Source organism: Micromonospora sp. SH-82, from assembly GCF_051132485.1.
Lineage (GTDB): Bacteria > Actinomycetota > Actinomycetes > Mycobacteriales > Micromonosporaceae > Micromonospora.
Map to the genome: position 1 here is coordinate 712,374 of NZ_CP148049.1, position 23,015 is coordinate 735,388.

18 protein-coding genes are annotated in these 23,015 nt (G+C 73.3%); 10 read left to right on the top strand and 8 right to left on the bottom strand.

Annotation, left to right across the window (positions count from 1 at the left end; translation table 11 throughout):
* Positions 1-69 precede the first annotated feature (69 nt).
* From eccCa to WHN02_RS03305, 3 genes are all read left to right on the top strand, one after another.
* On the top strand, positions 70-4,125 hold the full coding sequence (gene eccCa / locus WHN02_RS03295) for a type VII secretion protein EccCa (protein ID WP_434741991.1): 4,056 nt from the start codon (positions 70-72) through the stop codon (positions 4,123-4,125).
* 94 nt (positions 4,126-4,219) lie between these two features.
* On the top strand, positions 4,220-5,608 hold the full coding sequence (gene mycP / locus WHN02_RS03300; protein ID WP_434741992.1) for a type VII secretion-associated serine protease mycosin: 1,389 nt from the start codon (positions 4,220-4,222) through the stop codon (positions 5,606-5,608).
* Between the two features lie 78 nt (positions 5,609-5,686).
* Positions 5,687-6,514, top strand: a complete 828-nt coding sequence (locus tag WHN02_RS03305) for a phosphatase PAP2 family protein (RefSeq protein WP_434741993.1) — start codon at positions 5,687-5,689, stop codon at positions 6,512-6,514.
* A 13-nt stretch (positions 6,515-6,527) separates the two neighbouring features.
* Here WHN02_RS03305 and WHN02_RS03310 read toward each other — a convergent pair whose 3' ends face one another.
* The 6 genes from WHN02_RS03310 to WHN02_RS03335 form a co-directional block, all read right to left on the bottom strand.
* Positions 6,528-7,706, bottom strand: coding sequence for a MarP family serine protease (locus WHN02_RS03310; RefSeq protein WP_434741994.1), 1,179 nt, complete (start codon positions 7,704-7,706; stop codon positions 6,528-6,530).
* A gap of 55 nt (positions 7,707-7,761) precedes the next feature.
* Positions 7,762-8,460, bottom strand: coding sequence for an NUDIX hydrolase (locus WHN02_RS03315; RefSeq protein WP_434741995.1), 699 nt, complete (start codon positions 8,458-8,460; stop codon positions 7,762-7,764).
* On the bottom strand, positions 8,457-9,104 hold the full coding sequence (locus WHN02_RS03320; protein WP_434741996.1) for a TlpA family protein disulfide reductase: 648 nt from the start codon (positions 9,102-9,104) through the stop codon (positions 8,457-8,459). Before WHN02_RS03320 ends, WHN02_RS03315 begins: the two co-directional genes overlap by 4 nt.
* Complete coding sequence (gene nth / locus WHN02_RS03325) at positions 9,101-9,880, bottom strand: endonuclease III (protein ID WP_434741997.1); 780 nt, start codon at positions 9,878-9,880, stop codon at positions 9,101-9,103. The genes WHN02_RS03320 and nth overlap by 4 nt, the downstream gene beginning before the upstream one ends.
* 67 nt (positions 9,881-9,947) lie before the next feature.
* Positions 9,948-11,084: a CapA family protein gene (locus tag WHN02_RS03330; RefSeq protein WP_434741998.1), complete on the bottom strand. Its 1,137-nt coding sequence runs from the start codon at positions 11,082-11,084 to the stop codon at positions 9,948-9,950.
* 11 nt (positions 11,085-11,095) lie between these two features.
* Complete coding sequence (locus WHN02_RS03335) at positions 11,096-11,869, bottom strand: adenosylcobinamide amidohydrolase (RefSeq protein WP_434741999.1); 774 nt, start codon at positions 11,867-11,869, stop codon at positions 11,096-11,098.
* Between the two features lie 230 nt (positions 11,870-12,099).
* On the opposite strand from WHN02_RS03335, the gene WHN02_RS03340 reads away from it, so the two are divergent.
* The 7 genes from WHN02_RS03340 to WHN02_RS03370 all read left to right on the top strand — a co-directional run bounded on the left by WHN02_RS03340 (position 12,100) and on the right by WHN02_RS03370 (position 20,812).
* The gene (locus tag WHN02_RS03340) at positions 12,100-12,777 is read left to right on the top strand and encodes a Crp/Fnr family transcriptional regulator (protein WP_007073398.1); all 678 of its coding nucleotides are present in this window, start codon (positions 12,100-12,102) and stop codon (positions 12,775-12,777) included.
* A 255-nt stretch (positions 12,778-13,032) separates the two neighbouring features.
* Entirely contained in the window at positions 13,033-13,635 is a 603-nt protein-coding gene (locus WHN02_RS03345) for a TetR/AcrR family transcriptional regulator (RefSeq protein ID WP_434742000.1), read from the top strand.
* Between the two features lie 24 nt (positions 13,636-13,659).
* Positions 13,660-15,405 carry an acyclic terpene utilization AtuA family protein gene (locus WHN02_RS03350; protein WP_434742001.1) on the top strand — a complete coding sequence of 582 codons (1,746 nt, stop codon included), beginning with the start codon at positions 13,660-13,662 and terminating at the stop codon, positions 15,403-15,405.
* Entirely contained in the window at positions 15,402-17,003 is a 1,602-nt protein-coding gene (locus tag WHN02_RS03355; protein ID WP_434742002.1) for an acyl-CoA carboxylase subunit beta, read from the top strand. Before WHN02_RS03350 ends, WHN02_RS03355 begins: the two co-directional genes overlap by 4 nt.
* A 37-nt stretch (positions 17,004-17,040) precedes the next feature.
* Positions 17,041-19,101, top strand: a complete 2,061-nt coding sequence (locus WHN02_RS03360; RefSeq protein WP_434742003.1) for an acetyl/propionyl/methylcrotonyl-CoA carboxylase subunit alpha — start codon at positions 17,041-17,043, stop codon at positions 19,099-19,101.
* A complete protein-coding gene (locus WHN02_RS03365) occupies positions 19,098-20,330 on the top strand; it encodes an acyl-CoA dehydrogenase family protein (protein WP_434742004.1) in 1,233 nt (410 codons plus the stop codon). The genes WHN02_RS03360 and WHN02_RS03365 overlap by 4 nt, the downstream gene beginning before the upstream one ends.
* 152 nt (positions 20,331-20,482) lie before the next feature.
* Complete coding sequence (locus tag WHN02_RS03370; protein WP_434742005.1) at positions 20,483-20,812, top strand: hypothetical protein; 330 nt, start codon at positions 20,483-20,485, stop codon at positions 20,810-20,812.
* Between the two features lie 85 nt (positions 20,813-20,897).
* On the opposite strand, the gene WHN02_RS03375 is transcribed toward WHN02_RS03370, so the two are convergent.
* A complete protein-coding gene (locus tag WHN02_RS03375) occupies positions 20,898-22,433 on the bottom strand; it encodes a serine/threonine-protein kinase (protein ID WP_434742006.1) in 1,536 nt (511 codons plus the stop codon).
* Between the two features lie 30 nt (positions 22,434-22,463).
* On the bottom strand, positions 22,464-22,988 hold the full coding sequence (locus WHN02_RS03380) for a hypothetical protein (protein ID WP_434742007.1): 525 nt from the start codon (positions 22,986-22,988) through the stop codon (positions 22,464-22,466).
* Positions 22,989-23,015 lie beyond the last annotated feature (27 nt).

Below are 23,015 nucleotides of genomic sequence, written 5' to 3' on the forward strand. Positions count from 1 at the left end.
TGCGCGGACGACAGGACTTTACCTACCATGAGCCAGGCTCGGGTCACCGAGCGCTGTGGGGGAGGGTGTGTGTCCACTGTCGTGATCCGGCGGCCACCCCGCCGACCGGCACCCGAGATTCCGGTGGGGGAGCTGCCCGTCGACGCGCCCCCGGAGATCCCCGCGGTCACCGGTGGACGTTGGCAGCAGCTGCTGATGGTGTTGCCGATGCTCGGCGGAACGGTCGCGATGGCGATGATGTTCGGCCGGGGCGGAGGTGCCTACTCGTACGTGGTCGGCGGGATGTTCGGTCTCTCGTCGGTGGCCATGCTCGCCACCTCCTGGGGTGCCGCCTCAGGCTCGCCGAAGAAGTCCGAGATGATGGCCGCCCGCCGGGAGTACCTGCGGCACCTCGCGGCGCTGCGCCGCCGGGTCCGGGAGACCGCCGAGCGGCAACGGGCCGGGCTCTACTATCGGCACCCCGACCCGGGACGGCTATGGTCCACCGTCGACAGTCACCGGGTGTGGGAGCGTCGTCCGAACGATCCCGACTTCGCGGTGGTCCGGGTGGCGGTCGGCCCGCAGACCCTGGCCACTCCCCTGGTCCCGCCGGTCACCCGGCCGTTGGACGAGTTGGAGCCGATGACCGCCGGCGCGCTGCGGCGTTTCCTCGACGCCTACTCGGTGGTGCCCGACCTGCCGGTGGCGCTCTCGCTGCGCAGCTTCGCCCGGGTGTACGTCAGGGACGCCCCGACCGGCCCGACGGCGACCACGGGCGGCCGGGCGGCGACCACAAGCGGTACGGCGGCCACGAGCCACCGGGTGGCGACCACGCACGGCCGGGTGGACCGTCGGGCCGAGGGGGCCACCGACGCCCAGGCGCTGACCCGCGCCCTGCTCACCCAGCTCGCCGTCTTCCACGCCCCGGACGAGCTGATCGTGGCGGTCTGCGCCGGGCCGGAGCGGCGGGCCGCCTGGGAGTGGGTCAAGTGGCTGCCGCACGCCCACCACCCGGATCGCACCGACGCGCTCGGCCCGGTTCGCCTGGTCACCAGCGCCGCCGCCGACCTGGAACGACTCCTCGACGACGTGCTGGCCAGTCGGTCCCGGTTCAGCCCGACCGGTCCGACCACCGACGGCCCGCACCTGGTGGTGGTGCTCGACGGTGCCGACCTGACGGCGGTCACCGACCTGGTCTCCGACGGTGGCATCGACGCTGTCACGGTCGTCGACCTGGACACCCCACCGCCCCGCCTGCTGGAACGGTTCTCGCTCCTGCTGGAGGTCCGCGACGGCCGGCTGCACTCGTACTCGGCCGACGGGCACGCCGAGGTCGGCACCGCCGACCGACTCGACACCGCCGAGGCCGAGGCGGTGGCCAGACGCCTGGCGCCACTTCGGTTGGCGACGCCGGCCCGGGGGCCGGACGCCCACTCCGGGGCCGAGCCGGGCCTGCCCGAGCTGCTCGGCACCGGGGACCCGGAGGGCTTCACCGCCGAGCAGGGGTGGGCGGCCCGGTCGGCGCGGGAACGGCTGCGGGTGCCGATCGGGGTCGGCGTCGACGGTGGTGCCGTCGAACTCGACCTGAAGGAGTCCGTCCAGGACGGGATGGGTCCGCACGGCCTGCTGATCGGGGCGACCGGGTCCGGCAAGTCGGAGCTGCTGCGCACGCTGGTGCTCGGGCTGGCCGCCACGCACAGCTCCGAGCAGCTCAACTTCGTCCTGGTCGACTTCAAGGGCGGGGCCACCTTCGCCTCGTTCGACAGGCTGCCGCACACCGCTGCGGTGATCACCAACCTGGCTGACGCGCTGCCGCTGGTGGACCGCATGGTCGACGCCATCAACGGGGAGCTGATCCGGCGGCAGGAGCTGCTGCGCCGGGCCGGGAACTTCGCCGGCCTCCGCGACTACGAACGGGCGAGGGCCACCGGCACCCCGTTGGCTCCGCTGCCCTCGCTGCTGCTGATCTGCGACGAGTTCTCCGAGCTGCTGTCGGCCAAGCCGGACTTCATCGACCTGTTCGTGCAGATCGGCCGGTTGGGGCGGTCCCTGGGGGTGCATCTGCTGCTGGCGAGCCAACGCCTGGAGGAGGGGCGGCTGCGCGGGCTGGACACCCACCTGTCGTACCGGATCGGGTTGCGGACCTTCTCGGCTTTGGAGTCCAGGACGGTCCTCGGGGTACCGGACGCACACGAGCTGCCCCGGTCCCCGGGGCACGGGTACCTGCGCTTCGGCACCGAGCCCCTGGTGCGCTTCAAGGCGGCGTACGTCTCCGGACCGGTCCCCCGGCCGGGCGTCACGACGGGGAACGCGGCGGCGGGTACGCCTCGGCTGCTTCCGTTCTCCTCCCACTTCGTGCCGGTGCCCGAGCCGGTGGCCACCCCCCTCGCCCCCGTCGAGGAGGTCGGTGCACAGAGCCTGCTCGACCTGCTCGTCGACCGGTTGGCCGGACAGGGTCCACCGGCGCACCAGGTGTGGCTGCCTCCGCTCGGGCCGGCCCCGGCCCTCGACGAGTTGCTCGGTCCGGTCGGCACCGACCCGGCGCGCGGGGTCACCGTCGGCAACCCGGAGCTGCACGGCGCCCTCCAGGTGCCGGTGGCGGTGGTCGACAAGCCCTTCGAGCAGCGTCGGGACCTGCTCTGGCTGGCGTTGGACGGCGCGGCCGGGCACGTGGCGGTGGTGGGTGCGCCGCAGAGCGGCAAGTCGAACCTGCTGCGGGCGCTGATCTGCGCGCTGGCCCTGACCCACACCCCCGCCGAGACGCAGCTCTACTGTCTCGACTTCGGCGGCGGCGCGTTGGCTGCCCTGCGGAACCTGCCCCACGTCGGCGGTGTCACGGGCCGGTCCGACCCGACGGCGGTACGGCGTACCGTCGGCGAGTTCGTCACCCTCCTCGCCGAGCGGGAGGCGGCCTTCGCCGAGTGGGGCGTGGAGTCGATGCCCGCCTACCGTCGTCGGCGGGCCGCGCTGGTGGCGGCCGGGCGGCCGACGACCGACCCGTACGGTGACGTGTTCCTGGTGGTGGACGGCTGGGCCACCCTGCGCGGCGAGTACGACGACCTGGAACCGCTCATCACCGACCTGGCCACCCGTGGTCTGTCGTACGGGCTGCACGTGGTGGCCACGGCGGTGCGCTGGACCGACTTCCGCCCGGCGATCCGGGACCTGTTCGGCTCCCGGGTCGAGTTGCGACTGGGTGACCCGTCGGACTCCATGGTGACCCGTCGGGCGGCTGCGGCCGACGTACCGGTGGCCACCCCCGGTCGGGGGATCACCGCCGAGAGTCTGCACTTCCTGACCGCGTTGCCGCGGCTGGCGGGACTCGGCTGGGAGACCACCGACCTGGTCGGGGCGGTGGCCGACGGGTGGGCCGGTCCGCCCGCTCCGCCGGTTCGGCTGCTGCCTCCGGTGTTGCCCTACGCCGACCTCGACCTGGCCGCCGCGTCCGGTCTGGGACTGCCGGTCGGCATCGCCGAGGCGGACCTGCGACCTGTGGTGTTGGATTTCGCCGCCGAGCCGCACTTCGTGGTCTTCGGTGACGCCGAGTGCGGCAAGTCGTCGTTCCTACGGGCGTTGGCGACCTCGATCACCAGGCGGTTCACCCCGGAGGAGGCCCGGATCATCCTGGTGGACTACCGGCGGAGCCTGCTCGGGGCGATCGACGACCTGCCCCATCTGATCGGGTACGGGTCGGCGGCGGCGCACACCACCGACCTCGTCGAGTCGGCCGCCGGGTACCTGCACCAGCGGGTCGCCGGCCCGGAGGTCACCCCCGGGCAGCTCCGCGACCGGTCGTGGTGGTCCGGACCGGAGTTGTTCGTCGTGGTGGACGACTACGACCTGGTGGCCAGTGGCCCGGTGAACCCGTTGCGTGCCCTGGAGGAGTTCCTCCCGCAGGCCCGGGACGTCGGCCTGCACCTGGTGCTGGCCCGCCGCTCCGGCGGTGCCGCGCGGGCCCAGTTCGAGCCGATCGTGCAACGGCTCCGGGAGCTCTCCACCGCCGGGCTGGTGATGGCGGGCAGTCCGGAGGAGGGTCCCCTGGTCGGGCCGGTCCGTCCCGGCCCACTTCCGCCGGGCCGTGGTCGGCTGGTCACCCGCCGGGAGGGGGTGCGTCTGGTGCAGTTGGCCCACCTGCCACCGTCCTGATCGACTGCGACCCGCCGATCGCATCTTCGCGGTTCACCCCGTGTGGTACGAGGAATTGGGTAATCTCCGGAGCAACATGTGTCCCTCGCGATGAATGGCTGAGAAGGTGACTGGGACCCGGCACCCGCGTTCGTCCACGGCCCGACGACTCGCCGGCCGTCCGTCATCGCCCCGACGACTCGCCGGGCGCGCCCTGCTCGGCCTCGCGGTGGCCGCCGTCCCGATCGCCGGTCCGACACCGCAGGCGCTGGCCGCCCCTTCTCCGACCCTCGCCACGGCACCGATGGCCGCCCCGCCGGCCGGTACGTCTCCGGTGGCCCGCTTCGCGCCGGTGGACAACCCGACCCGGCTCGACCGCATCCGCGACGAGCAGTGGCAACTGGACGCGTTGAAGGCGAAGACGGCCTGGCGTAGTTCGACCGGCCGGGGTGTCACCGTCGCGGTGGTGGACTCCGGTGTGGACGCCACCCATCCCGATCTGGCCGGTCGGGTGGCGCCGGGTCTCGATCTGGTCAGTCCCGGCGGTTCCGGCCCGGCGGATCCGGTCGGGCACGGCACCACGGTGGCCGGTCTGATCGCCGGGAGCAACGACGACCGGGGCGCGGTGGGTCTCGCCCCGGAGGCCCGGATCCTGCCGGTCCGGGTCCTCGACGAGGACAACCGTTACGACGACGCGCTGATCGTGGCCAAGGGGGTGCGCTGGGCCGTCGACAACGGGGCTCGGGTGATCAACCTGTCCCTCGGTGGCAGCGGTGACAGCGCCGCCCTGGCCGCCGCCGTGGACTACGCGTTCGCCCGGGACGTGGTGGTGGTGGCCTGCACCGGCAACCTGGCCACCTCGTCGAGCAGCAAGGTCTGGTATCCGGCCCGGGAGCCGGGGGTGATCGCGGTCGCGGGCCTGGAGCGGGACACCGATCAGTTGTGGTCGGGGTCGATCACCGGTGCGGCGACGGTGCTCTCCGCGCCGGCCAGTGGTCTGGTCGGCGCACGGCCGGGCGGTTACTGGCGGGTGCAGGGCACCAGCTTCGCCGCACCCCTGGTGGCCGCCACGGCGGCGCTGGTCCGCGCGAAGTACCCCCAGATGTCGGCGGGCGACGTGGTCAACCGGCTGATCTCCACCGCCCACGACATCGGCCCCGTCGGCCGGGACGACCGTTACGGGTACGGCCTGGTGGATCCGGTCGCGGCGCTCACCGCCGACGTCCCGTCGGTGGGCCGCAACCCGCTGGACAACAACTCCTCGCCGGGGGTGGCCGGGTTCGGCCCGGCGCCGGGGAGCCCGGGCAGCGAGCAGGCCACCGGCACCGGCACCGACCCGCTCGACTTCACCGCGCCGCGTCAGCACACCCGCTGGACGGCGTTGCCCGCCGGTGCGCCGACCGATCCGCCCTCCGATCGGATCTGGGCCGGGGCGGCGGTCCTGGTCGCACTGGTCGCCGGTACCGCCCTCACCGTTCGTCGGGTCCGGCACCGCCGCCGGTGACCGGTGCCGGGGCACTCCGGGACACCGGTGGCCGGGAACCGGTCTGAGTCGGTGTCCTCGGGGGTAGATCTCAGCAGCATGAACGGCAGCACCTCCGCCCTCTCCTGGCGTCGTCGTCGCCTCGACCCGGATCGTCCGCGCGGGCTCCGGTCCAGCCTGGCGGCGGTCGCCGCCCTGACGGCGCTTCCCTTCGCCGGGTTGACCACGCTGGTGGTCGCCACCGGTTCCTCGTTGCACGCCGTCGACGAGCGGATCACCGACGCGGCGCACGCGTACGCGCTCGACAATCCCGGTTGGGTCCGGGCGATGAGCCTCTGGACCGACGTGTTCGCACCGAACCCGCTGCGGCTGGCCGCGTTGCTGCTGGTCGTGTGGCTGCTGCACCGCAACGCCCGCCGTACCGCCGGGTGGGTGGCGGTGACGATGGTGGTCGGCGGGACGCTCGGGCCGTTGTTGAAGCTGCTCGTCACCCGGGACCGCCCCGACCTGCTCGATCCGGTCTCGTCGGCCCCCGGGTACGCCTTCCCGTCCGGTCACGCGCTCAACGCCGCCCTCGCGGCGGGGGTCCTGCTGGTGGTCTTCCTGCCGGGGACCCGGGGCCGACCCTGGCGACGGGCGGCGCTGTGGGTGGCGGCGGTGGCGCTCGCCGGGGTGACCGGGTTCAGTCGGATCGCCCTCGGCGTGCACTGGACCAGCGACGTGGTGGCGGGATTGTTGCTGGGGGCGGCAGTGGTCACCGCCACCCTGGCGGCCTTCGCCCTCTGGCGCGACGGCGACGGCCGGCACCCCGGAGACCGCCCGCAGCCAGGCGACGGGCAACAGCCAGGCGACGGGCAACAGCCAGGCGACAGACCGCAGCAGGGCGACAGGCAACAGCCGGGTGCCGAGTCGACGGCGACCGGTTGACGGCCCCGGCAGGTCAGGTGCAGTTGCCGGTGGCGACCGGTTCGGTGCTCTGGGCGCCGGCCAGGGCCACCGGCCGGGCCTCGGCGGCGGTCACCGCGAAGCCGGTGTTCGGGTCGTCGGCCACCGCCGCGAAGATCACTCCGAGGACCAGGCCGTTCGAGGAGAGCAGTGGCCCTCCGGAGTTGCCGCTGCGGACCAGCGCCCGGATCGTGTAGATCTCCCGGGTCACGTTGGCGGAGGCGTAGATGTCCGGACCGGTGATCTTTCCCACGTCCCGGATCCGGGCCGACTGGGCGTCGTACGGGCCGTTGAGCGGGAAGCCCAACACGATCGCGTCCGCCCCGCTGCTGACGTTGCCGGCGGCGAACCGCATCGACGGGCCGGGCAGTCCGGGCACCCGCAGCACGGCGAGGTCGCGGTCCGGGTCGTAGACGACCACGTCACCGTCGTAGCGTGAGCCCCCCAGCTCCACGGAGACCCGCTCGGTGCCGGCCACCACGTGCGCGTTCGTCATCACCCGGTCGTCGGCGTAGATGAAACCGGAGCCCTCGATCCGTCGCGAGCAGCTCGGTGCGGAGCCGAGCACCTTCACCACGGACCGCTGGCCGTTCGCCACCACCTCGGACCCGGCCAGCGCCGGGTCGGGCGGGGACACCTGCCGGGCCCGGGTGGGTGCCAGCCCACCGAAGACGTCCGGGAAGCCGTTGGTGTCGACGGTCTCCCGCAGTGCGGTGGAGAGCTGCTGGGCCTCGTCCGGCAGGACCCGGTCGACCGCGTTGAGCAGGGCGCTGTTGCGCACCGAGGAGGCCAGCCAGGGCAGGGACGACGAGCCCAGCGGTACGGCTACCAGCCAGGCCACCATGACCACGGCGAGCAGGGACACCAGTGCCCCGCCCACGTCGTCGGCCCGCCGCGCCAGCCTGCTGGTGATCGTCCGGCGCAGGTGGGAGCCGAGCCAACCGGCCAACGCCTGCCCGATCACCGCCAACCCGAAGACCGCCACCAGCGAGATCAACACCCGCATGCCGCCGTCGGTGAACTGTCGAGCCAGCATCGGGCCGAGCTGGAGCCCGACCAGGGCCCCGACGAAGAACCCGGAGAACGACATCACCCCGATGACGAAGCCCTGGCGGTATCCGCTGATCGCGAACACGAGCATGAGCAGCAGCAGTACGAGATCCACGACGGACACCCGTCAAGGGTACGGGCACCCCGCACCCCCCGATCACCGGCGCGTACGCGGGTGGTCAGCGCAGCGGATTCGGGACCTCGTCGACCGGGTCGGTACCGGCCGAGGGGGCCGGGTCGGCTCCGGTGGGCGGCAGGTCGACCACCCGGTGCCGGGGCCACGGCCGGTCCCAGCCCCCCATCTCCAGGAGGGTGGCGAGGACCCCGGCGGTGAAGCCCCAGACCAGCATGCCCCGGACGCTGAAGGCGGGCCCGGTCCAGCCGCTGGGGTGGCGTACCCGCAGGCGGTTGGCCGGGTCGACCAGCTCGGCCACCGGCAACCGGGCCACGTGGGCCACCTCGACCGGTTCCCGGGGGTGCACCCGGTGCGGCGTGTGCCACCACCCGAGGATGGGGGTGACCACGAAGTCACTCACCGGGATCCAGAGCCGGGGCAGCTCGGCCAGGACCGTCACGCTCGCCGGGTCGAGGTCGACCTCCTCGTTCGCCTCCCGCAGGGCGGTCGCGGCGGCGTCGGCGTCCTCCGGGTCGGCCGCGCCACCGGGGAAGGCCGGCTGGCCGGCATGGTTGCGCAGGTTCGCGGCGCGTTGCAGGACCAGCACGTCCGGGCCGGTCTCCGGGTCCTCGCCGAGCAGCACCAGCACGGCGCTGGCCCGACCCCCGGTGGCCGGGGTGGGCAGCGGGGTGAAGTCCTCCACCCGGGCCGTGCCGAGCCGTACCAGCAACGGGTCCATCCACTGCGGCGGCCGTCGGGTCACGCCGTCACCGTCACGCCCAGGTGGGTACGGACCAGTTCGGCGAGGCGGGCGTCGTCGAGCGCCCCGGACACGTCGGTGTGCCGGATGCGCCCGTCGGCGTCGACGAAGAGGGTCATCGGGATCACGTTGCGCCCGACCGCCTGCTGCACGCTGTCTCCCTGGTCGTAGAGCATCGGGAACCGTACGCCGAAGTCCTCGCCGATCGACTGCGCGCCGTCGCGGCGGTCCCGGCTGTTCACCCCGATCACCTGGAACCGGCCGTCGGCCCGCTCGCTGAGGCGTTGGAAGGCGGGCAGCTCCTCCCGGCAGGGCGGGCACCAGGAGGCCCACACGTTGATCACGACGGGGCCGCGTACCTGGTCGAGGGAGACGTTCTCCGCGCCGGTGAAGCAGGGCAGGGCGACCTTCGGCAGCTGCTGCCCGCCCGTGGCGGACCCGGCGGGCCGGGTGGGTGTCGCCGACGGCGGGGCGGTGGTGAGATCGGTGCAGTCGGCGAACGGCGAGGGCCGGGTGTTCTGCGGCGGGTCGGCTGCGCTGGTGGCGGCCGGTTCGGTGTCGGCGGTGCAGGCCGTCACGAGCAGCAGCACCGGCAGGATCAGCGCACCGAGCCACCGGCCCGGTGAACGGGAGAACGTGCTGGTCACGGTACCTCCGCTCGGACTGCGACGGCGGGGACGAGGTCGGGGTCGACCCCGGCGGCCACCGCGAGGTCCCGGGCGCGGGGACCCTTGAGCAGCTTGGCCGACCCCTCCGGGTCGGTCGGCCCGGTGCCGTACGACGGGCAGAGCTTGACCAGGGTGCACGCTCCGCAGGCCGGTTTACGGGCGTGGCAGACCCGACGGCCGTGGAAGATGATCCGGTGCGACAGCATCGTCCAGTCACGTCTGTCGTACAGCGCCCCGACGGCGTGCTCGATCTTCACCGGGTCGGTCTCGGTGGTCAGCCCCCACCGCCCGACCAACCGCTGGAAGTGGGTGTCGACGGTGATGCCGGGGACGTCGAAGGCGTTGCCGAGGATGACGTTCGCCGTCTTGCGCCCGATTCCGGGGAGGGTGACCAGGTCGGCGAGGCGACCGGGGACCTCACCGTCGTACGCCTCGACGAGCCTGCGGCCGAGGTTGATCAGCGAGCTGGTCTTGTTTCGGTAGAAGCCGGTCGGCCGGATCAGCTCCTCCATCTCGGTCCGGTCGGCGCCCGCGTAGTCGGCGGCGGTCGGGTAGCGGGCGAAGAGCTTCGGGGTGACCTCGTTGACCTTCTTGTCGGTGCACTGGGCGGAGAGGATCGTCGCCACCGCCAGCTCCAGCGGACCGGTGTGGTCGAGTTCGCAGTGTGCGTCGGGGTGGGTCTCGGTCAGCACCCGCCCGATCCGCCGGGCCCGACGCTTGCGGCCGAGGTCGGTCTCGTTGGCGCGTCTGGTCACGCCGGCCAGCCTACGTCGGAACGGGAGCGGACCGGCGCGCCCCACGTCGGCGTCGCAGGGGCGGCTGTCAGTCGCCCGGGGCGGAGATCTTCCCGGAGTCGTCGAACCTCGCCCCGGTCTTCGGGAAGTCGGTGCGGGTCAGCTCCCGGACCAGGCCCAGGCCCCGGTCGTCGCGGTCCATCGTCGGCTTGCCGGTCCCGTTCATGTACGTCGAGACCAGCTCGCCGTCGACGAAGGTCCCGTCCGGCTTGAGGGACACCTTGAGCACCCCGCCCCACCCGAGTCGCCCGGCGTTGCTCAGGGTGTTGCCCCCACCGGCGAAGTTGCCGAGGCTGTACGCGATCAGTCGGCCCTGGTGGAACTCGATCGCCCGCAGGACGTGTGGCCCGTGCCCGACGACCAGGTCCGCCCCGGCCTCGATCACGGCCCGGGCGAACTTCATCGGGTCGCCCCGGTTCTCGCCGAGGAACATCTCGGTGCCGGGTCTCACCCGGGTCGTCTCGGCGCCCTCGGCCCCCATGTGCACCTGCACCACCACCAGGTCGGCCTGCTTGGCGGCCTTCTTGACGACCCGCTCCGCCGCGTCGATGTCGACGAGGCTGTTGGACCAGGAGTACGACGAGAAGCCGGCGACGGCGACCTTCACCCCCTTCACCTCGACCACAGTGATCTGGTCGGGGGCCCCGGTGTGGGCGAGGTCGTGCTCCTCCAGCGCCTTCTGGGTGTTGGTGTAGCCCTTCGGGCCGAAGTCGTGGCCGTGGTTGTTGGCCTGGTTGAGCAGGTGGAAACCGGCGTCGGCGAGGTGCGCGGCGTACTCCGGCGGGGTCCGGAACTGGAAGCAGCGGGTCGACTCCGGCCCGCACTTGCCGGTGCCCGTGTCGACGGTGAGCGGTGCCTCCAGGTTGCCCATCACCAGGTCGGCCCGGAGGGCCTTCTTGACCGAGTCGAAGAACCCCCGGCCGTCGTCGGGGGGCAGCCGGTTGGGGGCGTTGCCCATGATGATGTCGCCGGTCGCCGAGAGCGTGATCACCTGTTCGGCCGGGTCCGGCTCCGCGCTCGCGGGGGAGCCGCCGCCGGGTGCGGACTGCCACACCGGCGCCGGAGCGGACTCGCCGCACCCGGCGGCGAGCACCCCGACGAGCGTCGCGCCGAGCAGAACCGGGAGGCGTCGACGCAGGCGGTGAAAGGGGTTCGGAGCGCGCATCGCCGCGAACCCTACCGCTCGGTTCTCCCGCCGACGACGCCCGTTCGGGGGGCCTGCCGCGCCCCCGTTCCGCTCGACCAGGGCGGACGATCGGCGACTCCACCCGCCCGAACGGCGGCGTGGACCGCCCGGGCCAACGGGGCGCCCCAGCGTGAGCGGGGTCCGCCGTACTCGGCGCTCGGGCCGTCGACCGGACAGAGCACGGTGACGGCGTCGGTGGGGGTGCCGGTGCCCGGCCGTCCCAGTTCGATGATCGCCTGTGCCTTCGCCTCGGTCGCGGTGGCCACCGCGTTGACCAGTGCGGCGTCGGTGAGCCGGACGGGGACGTACGCCACGATGTTGACGGTGCCGACGCGGGGCGGAACCGCGCCGACGGTGCCGACCGGTGCCGGGACCGGGTCGGCGGGCGTCGGGGGGTCACCGGTGTCGAGGGTGGCGGTCGTCGGGGCGGCGGCCCAGAGGGGCAGGCCGAGCCCGACGGTGGCCCAGACCTGCACTCCGCAGTCCGTCCGGGTCACCACGTCGGCGACGTCCACCCCGGTCAGCAGCCCCACACCGGGTCCGTCCAGGCCGAGCGAGTCGGCGAGCGCGGCCAGGTGCGCGGCGGGGTCGTCCCGGTGGTACGACATCGGCACCGTCGCGTTGAGCACCCATCCGCGTACGCCGAGCCCGCCGCCGAGCGGCCCCGAGCTGACGGTGCGTAACGGCCGTCCCGCCCGCCACACGAGCAACGGCAGTTCCCGGCCGTCCTCGACGCGGGTGTGCGGTACGGGCTCGTTCAACACGTCGGTGACCCTACTGACCGCGTGGGAGAGGGTGGACGTGGGAGCGCTCGCAGGTGGCGCGACCGGCGATCGTAGTCGTTCATCCGGTCGGGCAGGTTACGTCCAACGATCAAGTTTCCAGGGGTGCACCTCTGATTACTGCTCACATGCGCCTAGACTTGGCGGCGCGCGAGGGATCAGCGGACGGCGAACCCGGGCCGACGGACGGCACGCGTAGGCGGAGGTGCGCGATGGACGAGGTACTGGCCCGCAGCGGAATCTTCCAGGGCGTCGACCCGGAAGCTGCCGAGGCGCTCGCCAAGGAGATGGAGACGATCGAGGTCCGCAAGGGCGAGGTCGTGTTCAACGAGGGCGAGCCCGGCGACAGTCTGTACATCCTCCTGTCCGGAAAGATCAAGGTGGGACGTCGGGCGGCTGACGGCCGACAGAACCTGATCGCCGTGATGGGCCCGTCGGACATGGTCGGGGAGTTGTCGTTGTTCGACCCCGGTCCGCGTACGGCCACCGCGACCGCCGTGACCGACACCCGGCTGGTCCGGTTGCGCAAGCAGGCGCTGCGGCCGTGGCTGAACAACCGGCCGGAGATCGCCGAGCAGCTGCTGCGGGTGCTGGCCCGACGTCTGCGCCGGACCAACGACTCGCTGGCCGATCTGATCTTCACCGACGTGCCCGGCCGGGTCGCGAAGAACCTCCTCCAGATGGCGGGCCGGTTCGGCACCCGTGACGGTGGGGTCCTGCGGGTCACCCACGACCTGACCCAGGAGGAGATCGCCCAGCTGGTGGGCGCCTCGCGGGAGACCGTCAACAAGGCGCTGGCCGACTTCGCCTCGCGCGGTTGGCTGCGGCTGGACGGCAAGAGCATCATCATCCTGGACCCGGAGCGCCTGGCCCGCCGCGCGCGGGTCTGACCTCCCGGTCCCGTACCCGTCGTCAGCCGACGGCTCACCGCCGTTGCGGTCGTCGACGTCTCCTCCCGTCCGCGCGGCCCGGTGGTTCCCGTGGCCGCGCGGACGGAGGCGCGGTGGTTCCCGTGGCCGCGCGGACGGAGGCGCGGTGGTTCCCGTGGCCGCGCGGACGGGTGGCGTACATCGCCGAGCCCTGATGTCCGTACCACCGAAAAAGTCAGTCTTGACTGTTTGTTTCCGGGGCGGCAGGCTGTCCCCGTGCCCGCCCCCACCCGTGTCCCCCAGCAGGAGCGCAGCCGCGCGACCCGGGCCCGGCTGTTGGAGGCGACCGTCGAGTGCCTGGTCGAGCACGGCTGGTCCGGCACCACCACGACGGTGGTGGCGACCCGGGCCGGGGTCTCCCGAGGCGCCCAGCTGCACCACTACCCCACCAAGGCGGCCCTGGTCACCGCCGCCGTCGGGCACCTGACCGAGCGTCGGGCCGCTGAGCTGCGGGCCGAGGCGCAGGCGTTGCCGGTCGGCGAACAGCGCCTCGACCGGGTGGTCGACCTGCTCGCCGCCGCCTTCACCGGTCCGCTCTTCGTCGCCGCCCTGGAACTCTGGGTCGCCGCCCGCACCGACGCCGAGCTGCGCGCCGCCCTGGTGCCGGTGGAGGCCCGGGTCGGCCGGGAGATGCACCGGCTCACAGTGGAACTGCTCGACGTGGACGAGCGTCGCCCCGGCGTACGGGAGGCCGTCCAGAGCACCCTCGACCTGCTCCGGGGCCTCGGGGTGGCAAACCTGCTCACCGACGACTCGACCCGTCGTTCGGCCCTGCTCACCGCCTGGAAACGCCAGCTCGCCACAGTGCTCACCGCCTAGCTCCGCCGGACCGAAAGGCGCGCCATGGTCGACCGCACCGCCCCGCCCGCCACCGCGCCGCTGCGGATCGGCAACGCCTCCGGGTTCTACGGCGACAGGTACGCCGCCTGGCAGGAGATGCTCGACGGCGGCGAACTGGATGTGCTGACCGGCGACTACCTGGCCGAACTGACGATGCTGATCCTCGGCCGGGACCGGGAACGCGACCCCGCGCTCGGCTACGCCAGGACGTTCCTGCGCCAGCTGGAGGGGTGCCTCGGGACCGCCCTGGACCGGGGGGTGCGGATCGTCACCAACGCCGGTGGGGTCAACCCCGCCGGGTTGGCCTCGGCGATCGGCTCGCTCGCCGACCGGCTCGGCCTGCGCCTGCGGATCGGGTACGTCGAGGGCGACGCCCTGGACCGGCCGGACGCCCTCACCGCGAACGCGTACCTCGGGGCGTTCGGGATCGCCGCCTGCCTCGACGCCGGTGCCGACGTGGTGGTCACCGGGCGGGTCACCGACGCCTCCCTGGCAGTGGGTCCGGCGATCGCCCACTTCGGCTGGGGACGCCACGACTGGGGCCCTCTGGCCGGGGCGACGGTGGCCGGTCACCTGATCGAGTGCGGCGCACAGGTCACCGGGGGCAACTTCAGCTTCTTCACCGAGCTGCCCGACGGGGGCCGTCGACCGGGTTTCCCGATCGCCGAGCTCCACAGCGACGGGACCTCGGTGATCACCAAGCATCCCGGGACCGGGGGCGCCGTCACGGTGGAGACGGTCACCGCCCAACTGTTGTACGAGATCGACGGGCCCGCGTACCTGGGGCCGGACGTGGTGACCCGGCTGGACACGGTCCTGGTCGCCCCGGACGGGCCGGACCGGGTACGGGTCACCGGAGCCCGGGGCGGCCCCCCGCCGGACACCCTCAAGGTGGCCGTGAACCGGCTCGGCGGGTTCCGCAACTCGATGACCTTCGTGCTCTGCGGGTCGGCCGTACCGGAGAAGGCGGCCCTGGTCCGCGAGCAGATCGAGGCGGCGGTCGGCCCGGAGGGGCTGGAGTTCGTCCTGGCCCGTACCGACCGCCCGGACGCGACGGAGACCGAGACGGCGAGCGCCCTCCTGCACGTACACCTGCGTGCCGGCGACCGGACCCGGGCCGGGCGGGCGTTCTCGGCGGCGGCGGTGGAACTGGCCCTGGCCTCCTATCCGGGCTGCACGCTCACCACCCTGCCGGGGGACGCCACCCCGTTCGGGGTGTTCACCGCCGAAGCGGTGTCGCAGGACGAGGTGTCGCACGTCGCGGTGCTCCCCTCGGGTGAACGGGTGACCGTCGCGCCGCCGGAGTCCCGGGGCCGGCAGCCGGAGACCGCACCGACCGGCTCACCAACCCCACCCCGGCCGGCCACTCCCCCACCGGGCCCGTCCGTCGACGCCTCCCGCACCGCGTCGGGGCGGCGGGGGTCGCTGGGTGAGGTGGTGGGTGCCCGGTCGGGGGACAAGGGCTCCGACGCCACCCTCGGGGTCTGGGCGCGCACCGACGCGACCTGGGAGTGGCTGCGCGGGTGGCTCACCGTCCCCCGGCTCGTGGAGCTGCTCCCGGAGGTCGACCCGTCGACCGTGCACCGTCACGAGCTGCCGAACCTGCGGGCTGTCGGCTTCGTCCTCCGAGGGCTCCTCGCCCCGGGGGTGGCCGCCTCCACCCGGTTCGATCCGCAGGCCAAGGCGCTCGGCGAGCTGCTCCGCTCCCGGGTCGTGGACCTTCCGGGCGGGTCGGAGGGCGGCCGGTGACGACGCTGCGGAGCAGAATCGACCCGGACGCCCCCGAGCACCTGGCGAACCGGGCGGCGCTACTGGCCCGGCTCGCCGAGTTGACCGACGCCCTGGACCAGGCCCGGGCCGGTGGTGGGGAGCGGTACGTGGCCCGCCACCACGGGCGGGGCCGGCTGCTCGCCCGGGAACGCGTCGAGCTGCTCCTCGACCAGGACAGCCCGTTCCTGGAACTCTCCCCGGTGGCCGGGTACGGCACCGACTTCCCGGTGGGGGCCGGCGTGGTCACCGGGATCGGGGTGGTCGAGGGCGTCGAGTGTCTGGTGGTGGCGAACGACCCGACGGTACGCGGCGGCGCCGTCAACCCGTGGTCGCTGGCGAAGACCCGGCGGGCCGGGGAGATCGCCCTGGCCAACCGGCTGCCCCTGGTCAACCTGGTCGAGTCCGCCGGGGCAGACCTTCCCAGTCAGGCTGAGATCTTCATCCCCGGCGGGCGGGTGTTCCGCGATCTCACCCGGCTCAGTGCGGCCCGGATCCCGACGGTGAGCGTGGTCTTCGGCAACGCCACCGCCGGTGGGGCGTACCTGCCGGGCATGTCGGACCAGACGATCATGATCAGGGACCGGTCCCAGGTGTACCTGGCCGGTCCGCCCCTGGTCAGGATGGCCACCGGGGAGGTCACCGACGACGAGTCGCTGGGTGGTGCCCAGATGCACGCCACCACCTCCGGTCTCGCCGACTTCCTCGCCGAGGACGAGCCGGACGCGATCCGACTAACCCGACGGTGCGTACGCCGGTTCAACAGGCGCAAGCCGGGTCCCGCTCCGATCACCTCGGCACCTCGACCACCCCGCCACGACCCGGAGGAGCTGCTCGGCATCGTCAGCGCCGACCTGAAGGTGCCCTTCGACCCACGTGAGGTGCTGGCCCGGATTCTCGACGGCAGCGAGTTCGACGAGTTCAAACCGGCGTACGGCGACGCCCTGGTCACCGGCTGGGGTGAGGTGCACGGCTACCCGGTCGGCGTACTGGCCAACGCCCGGGGGGTGCTGTTCAGCGCGGAGGCCCAGAAGGCCGCCCACTTCATCCAGCTCGCCAACGCCACCGACACCCCACTGGTCTTCCTCCAGAACACCACCGGCTACATGGTCGGCACCGAGTACGAGCAGCGCGGCATCATCAAACACGGTGCCCTGATGATCAATGCGGTGTCGAACTCGACGGTGCCGCACCTGACAGTCAACCTCGGGGCCTCGTACGGGGCCGGGAACTACGGCATGTGCGGTCGGGCGTTCGAGCCCCGGTTCCTGTTCACCTGGCCGAACGCCAGGTCGGCGGTGATGGGCGGGGCGCAGCTGGCCGGGGTCCTGTCCATCGTGGCCCGGCAGGCCGCCGCCGCGAAGGGCCGGGCCTACGACGAGGAGGCCGACGCCGCCGTCCGGGCGACAGTCGAGCGGCAGATCGAGTCGGAGTCCGGGGCGCTCTTCCTCTCCGGCCGGCTCTACGACGACGGGGTGATCGACCCCCGGGACACCCGTACCGTCCTCGGGCTCTGTCTCTCCGCCGTGCACAACGCCCCGGTGTCGGGCACCGACAGGTTCGGGGTGTTCCGGCTGTGAGGGCGGGGACCACAGCGACCGGAGGGCGGGGTCAGTCGTGATCGGCACACTGTTGGTGGCGAACCGGGGGGAGATCGCCCGCCGGGTCCTGGCCACCTGTCGGGTCCTCGGGATCACCGGGGTCGCCGTGCACTCCGACGCCGACGCCGAGGCGCCCTTCGTCGCCGAGGCCGACCGGGCGGTACGGCTGCCGGGGAACACCCCCGCCGAGACGTACCTGCGGATCGACCTGCTCCTCGACGCGGCCCGCCGCAGCGGCGCGGACGCCGTGCACCCGGGGTACGGGTTCCTCGCCGAGCACGCCGGGTTCGCGGCGGCGGTCGTCGACGCCGGGCTGACCTGGGTCGGCCCACCGGCCGAGGTGATCGCCGCGATGGGCGACAAGGTGACGGCCAAGACCCTGATGGCCGGGGCCGGGGTGCCGATCCTGCCCACCTGGACCCGCCCGGACCAGGTCACCGACTTCCCGGTCCTGGTCAAGGCGTCGGCCGGCGGGGGCGGGCGGGGGATGCGGATCGTCCGGGACCGCGCCGGGCTGGCCGACGCGATCGACTCGGCCCGGCGGGAGGCGGCCGGCGCGTTCGGCGACGACACGGTCTTCCTGGAGCGGTACGTCGAGTCCGGCCGCCACGTCGAGGTGCAGGTCTTCGGTGACCGGCACGGCACCGTGGTCGTCCTCGGCGACCGGGACTGCTCCATCCAGCGCCGCCACCAGAAGATCGTCGAGGAGGCACCGGCAGCCCTGCCCGACGGGACCCGGGCAGGGCTGCACCGGGCGGCGACGGCCGCCGCACTGGCGGTCGGGTACGTCGGTGCGGGGACGGTGGAGTTCCTCCTCGCCCCGGACGGGGAGTTCTTCTTCCTGGAGATGAACACCCGTCTCCAGGTGGAGCACCCGGTCACCGAGGCGGTCACCGGGCTGGACCTGGTCCGGTTGCAACTGCTCGTCGCCGAGGGCGGGCGGCTGCCGGTGACGACGACCCCGCCGCCGCAGGGGCACGCCGTCGAGGTGCGGCTCTGCGCCGAGGACCCGGGGCAGGGGTTCCGGCCCGCCGTCGGCACCCTGCACCGGTTCGCCGTACCCGGGGTGGTGGGCGAGTTCGCGCCGACCCGGGGGCTCCGGTCGGACTCCGGTGTGGTGGCGGGCGACACGGTCGGGGTGCACTACGACTCGATGCTGGCCAAGCTGGTCGCCTGGGCCCCCACCCGGGCCGAGGCGGTACGCACCCTGGCCGGGGCGCTGGCCCGCGCCGAGGTGCACGGCGTGACCACCAACCGGGACCTGCTGGTCCGGGTCCTGCGGAGTCCCGCCTTCGGTGCCTCGGACGTCGACACCGGTTTCCTCGACCGGCACCCGGAGGTCACCACCCCGCTGATCCCGCCCGACGAGGTGCCGGTGGCCGCCCTGGCCGCAGCGCTGGCCGGTGCCGCAGCCCGTCGGGCGGACGCCCCGGTGCTCGCCGGGCTGCCCTCCGGGTGGCGCAACGTCCCGGCGTTCCCGCAGATGACAGGCTTCTCCCAGGCCGACCGGCAGGTCGAGGTCCGGTACCGGCTGGACCGCGTCGGCGCGCTCGCCGAGTGGAGCACAGACCCACCTGACGATCGACAGGTGACGCTCGTCGACGCCACCGCCGACCGGGTGGTCCTCGACGTCGACGGGGTCCGGCGGACGGTACGCGTACACCGGGTGGGGTCGTCGGTCTTCGTGGACGGCCCGGACGGGGCGGTGGACCTGGTCGAGCTGCCGCGCCTGCCCGAACCCACCCGCCCGCCGGTGACCGGGTCCCTGTTCGCGCCGCTGCCCGGCACCGTCACCCGGGTACACGCCCGGGTCGGGCAGCGGGTCGACGTCGGTGACCCCCTGCTGACAGTGGAGGCGATGAAGTTGGAACACCAGGTGCTGGCCCCGACCGCCGGGGTGGTCACCGGACTACCCGTCGAGACCGGGGGCCGGGTCGAGACGGGCGCGGTCCTGGCCGTCGTCACCCCCGACGAGGCAACCACCGCCAGAGCAGCCACCGACGAGGCAACCACCGACGGGTCAGCCACCGACGAAGCGGGCACCGGCGGGTCGGCGTCCGGCGGGGAGGGCCGGTGAACCTCGACCTCACCGACGAGCAGGCGCAGCTGCGTGACGCCGTCCGGGCGTTGGGGCGGCGCTACGGGCACGGCTACTTCGTGGCCAAGGCCAAGGCCGGGGAGCACACCACCGAGCTGTGGGCCGACGCCGGTCGGCTCGGGTACCTCGGGGTCAACCTGCCCACCGAGTACGGCGGTGGTGGCGGCGGCATCACCGAACTGGCACTGGTCTGCGAGGAGTTGGCGGCCGCCGGATGCCCGTTGCTGCTGCTGGTGGTCTCCCCGGCCATCGCCGGTACGGTGATCGCCCGGCACGGCACCGAGGAGCAGCGCCGCCGTCTCCTGCCGGGGCTGGCCGACGGTTCGTCGAAGGTGGCCTTCGCGATCACCGAACCGGAGGCGGGGTCGAACTTCCACCGCCTCGGCACCGTGGCCCGACCCGACGGGGACGACTGGCTGATCACCGGCGACAAGTGCTACATCTCCGGGGTCGACGAGGCCGGACACGTCCTGGTCGTCGCCCGGGTCCCGCAGGAGTCACCGGCCGCGGACGACCGCCCGGCCGAACACGACCGCCCGGTGGGCGACGGCCGGGGCGGTCGGCCCGGCGAGCCCCGGTTGCGACCGGCGTTGTTCGTCGTGCCGACCGACGCCCCCGGGCTCACCCGGTCCCGGCTGGAGATGGAGATCGTCTCGCCGGAGAACCAGTTCCTGCTCCACCTCGACGAGGTACGCGTCCCGGCCGACGCGTTGGTCGGCGGGTCGGTCGACACCGGCCTCCCGGCGCTATTCGCCGGGCTGAACCCGGAGCGGATCACGGTGGCCGCGATGAGCGTCGGTACGGGGCGGTACGCCATCGAGCGGGCCTCCGCCTACGCCGCCACCCGTACGGTCTGGCAGGGCCGCCCCATCGGCACCCACCAGGGGGTCTCCCATCCCCTGGCCCACGCCACGGTGCAGGTGGAGCTGGCCCGGCTGATGGTCTACCAGGCGGCCACCCGGTACGACGCCGGTCGGGACGTCGAGGCGGGGGTCGCCGCCAACATGGCCAAGTACGCCGCCGGTGAGGCCGCCGCACTGGCTGTGGACACCGCAGTCCAGACCCTCGGCGGCGCCGGTCTGACCACCGAGTACGGCGTGGCCACCCTGCTCGGCGCGGTACGTGCCGGTCGGATCGCCCCGGTCAGCCGGGAGATGATCCTCAACTTCGTCGCCCAGCACGTCCTCGGCCAGACCAAGTCGTACTGACCCCGCGTGGGCGGGTGCAGTCGTCACGCCGACGCCACGACGGCGGGTGAAGGCGTGCCGGCCCCGCGACGGCGGGTGACGGATCGGGTCCTCGGCGTCGGTGGGGTCGTGGAGGCGGTTGACATCGAGGCCGGCACGTACATGCTTGTCGGGTGAGGACATTGCGCCCGAGGCAGGCCCGGGTGGTGGCGGTGGTCGCGTCGCTGACTGCGGTCGCCCTCCTGCTGGCCGTGGTGTTGTGGCGACACGAGGGGATCGTCGCCGTCGGCATGGCCCTGCTCTGTGTCCTCTGCACCGTAGTCGCCGGGGTGACGGCGAGCGCGAGCCGGCACGAACCGGACCCCCTGCCCCGGGGCGGCTCGCCGGAGCAGTTCGTCCCCGCGTCGGCGAACATCGACGCGGACACCCTCGACACCTTCGACAGCCGGGACGCGCTGCACGCCGTGGACGTCCGGCAACGCCGAGCCGACCGGCCGGGCTGACCGGCACCGCCGACCGGCAGGGTGGACCGGCAGAGCCCACCGGCTGGGCGGACCGGCGACGTCGACCGGCGGCCGAGGGGTGGGGTCAGCGGTCGGTGAGGGTGGGCACCGCGAGCCCGTCGACCCCGCGCCCGGCCAGGCAGCGGAACGTCCGGTCGTCGCCGGCGGGTGGCAGGACTTCGAGGCTCCACTCGTTGGGTGCCAGGCCACTCGTCAGGCGGAAGGTCTGTGGGCCGCACACCCGCTGCACCGCCGGGTCGTCACGCACCTGCTCGTGCCCGGCTCCGACGAGTTCGGCGGGCAGTTCCCCCTCGGCGTAGCTCTCCCAGGTGTGCCGACCCTCGCAGGAGACGCGGGCCGCCTCGACCTGTCCACCCCGGACCCGGACCGGGCCGAAGCACTCCAGTTCGGGGGCGCACCGGGCACCGGCGGGCAACGTGACGGGGCCACCGCTCGGGGCGGGCAGGCATCCCGGCAGGGGACCCGCCTGACCCATCGGGTCCGAGGTGCGGCTGACCACCGAGGTCGGTGCCGCCCAGTAGGGGGTTCCGCCGGCCACCCAGGCTCCCGCGGCGGCCGACCCGGCCAGGGCGAGGACCCCGGCCCCGCCGAAGAAGAGCCGACGTCGCCACCGGGTCGGCGCGGGCACCGTGGGGTGGCCGTCCTCCTCGACCTCGCGACGCGGGGCGCCCTCCTCGGCGTCGCCGGCCGTGACGTCGCCGGGCGGCCGGACCGTGCCGAGCGGAACGCCGGGGTGGAGCTGCCCGTTCAGCGGTACGCCGCCGGAGGTGCCGGGGGCGATCCCGAGCCCGGTGAGCATGGCGTGCAGTTCCACCGCCGAGGGGCGGTTCGCCGGGTCGTTGTCCATCCCGGTACGCAGCACGTCGAGCAGTTCCGGCGGCACGTCGGGCAGGTCGGGGATGGGCTGGTGGAACATCTCCAGCACGGTGACCAGGCTGGGATTGCGGTCGGTGCCCCAGCGTGGCGGGCGACCGGACATCACCGCGTAGAGGGTGGCGCAGAGCGCGTAGACGTCCACAGCGGGCGAGGGCGGGCTGTGGTTGAACATCTCCGGTGGCGCGTACGCCGGGGTCAGCACCTCCAGCGCCACCGAGGCGTCACGCATCTCGGCCACCACGGCGAGCCCGAAGTCGGCGAGGACCGCCGAGTTGAAGTGCGAGTAGAGGATGTTCGCCGGCTTCACGTCCCGGTGCAGGACACCTGCCGCGTGCGAGTGGGCGACCGCGTCGGCGATCTTGATCCCGAGGTCGCAGGCCTCGACCGGCCCCAGGGGGGAGGTCCGCATCCGCTCGGCGTACGAACCGTCGCAGAGCTCCATGATCAGGTAGGGGTGCTGGTCGACCGTGACGCCGACGTCGAAGAGGTCCACCACGTGGGGGTGCGACGACATCCGACCGGCGGCTCGCGCCTCGCGCAGGAACCGGGCCTGGTCCCGCTCGCTGTCGAGGGTCCGGTTCTCGACCTTGACCGCCACCTCGCGCCCCACCGAGATCTGCACGGCCCGGTAGATGGTCGCGTAACCGCCTCGGGCAAAGACTTCCAAGTCGGTCAGACCAGGCACAATGGGTGGCGGGATGGCCCCTGGCGGTGTGTCGGTCACGGCTCGAAAATACCCAACTCGATTGGCGACTCAGTCAGCCGTGTCCGCGCGAGTGGCGGTGGCGGCCGTCGCAGAACCGCCTTTACCAGCCGAAACACCGGCACTCCCGGCAGCGCCCGACCCGGAGGGGGCGGCCCCGACCGGACCGTTCGCCGTCGAACGCCGGGCGTCGAACCAGAGGCCGACGGCGGTGGCCGCCGCACCGACGCCCTCCCAGAGGGCCACCCCGAAGAACCGGTCCGGGGCGATGCCGGCCACCACCGCGATGCTGAAGACGGCGAACGTCACCAGCCGGAAGAAGACGGTGAACCGGTAGAACGACCGCCACTCGGTGGCGGCGGCCAGGAGGTAGTAGACCCCCATGTTGAACGCGGCCATCGAGGAGGCCAGCAGGAAGGTGCCGGTGTAGTCCCCCGGGGCGCGCTCGGCGGGGATCTCGAAGCCGAGCATCTGCAACTGGGCCTGCGGCCAGAGCAGACCGACCGCCCCCATCACCAGTGCCAGGACGCCGAAGACCGCGATCGTCCAGCCCGCGATGGAACGCGGCAACCTCATGACACCCCTCTTCCGGCGCCAACCACC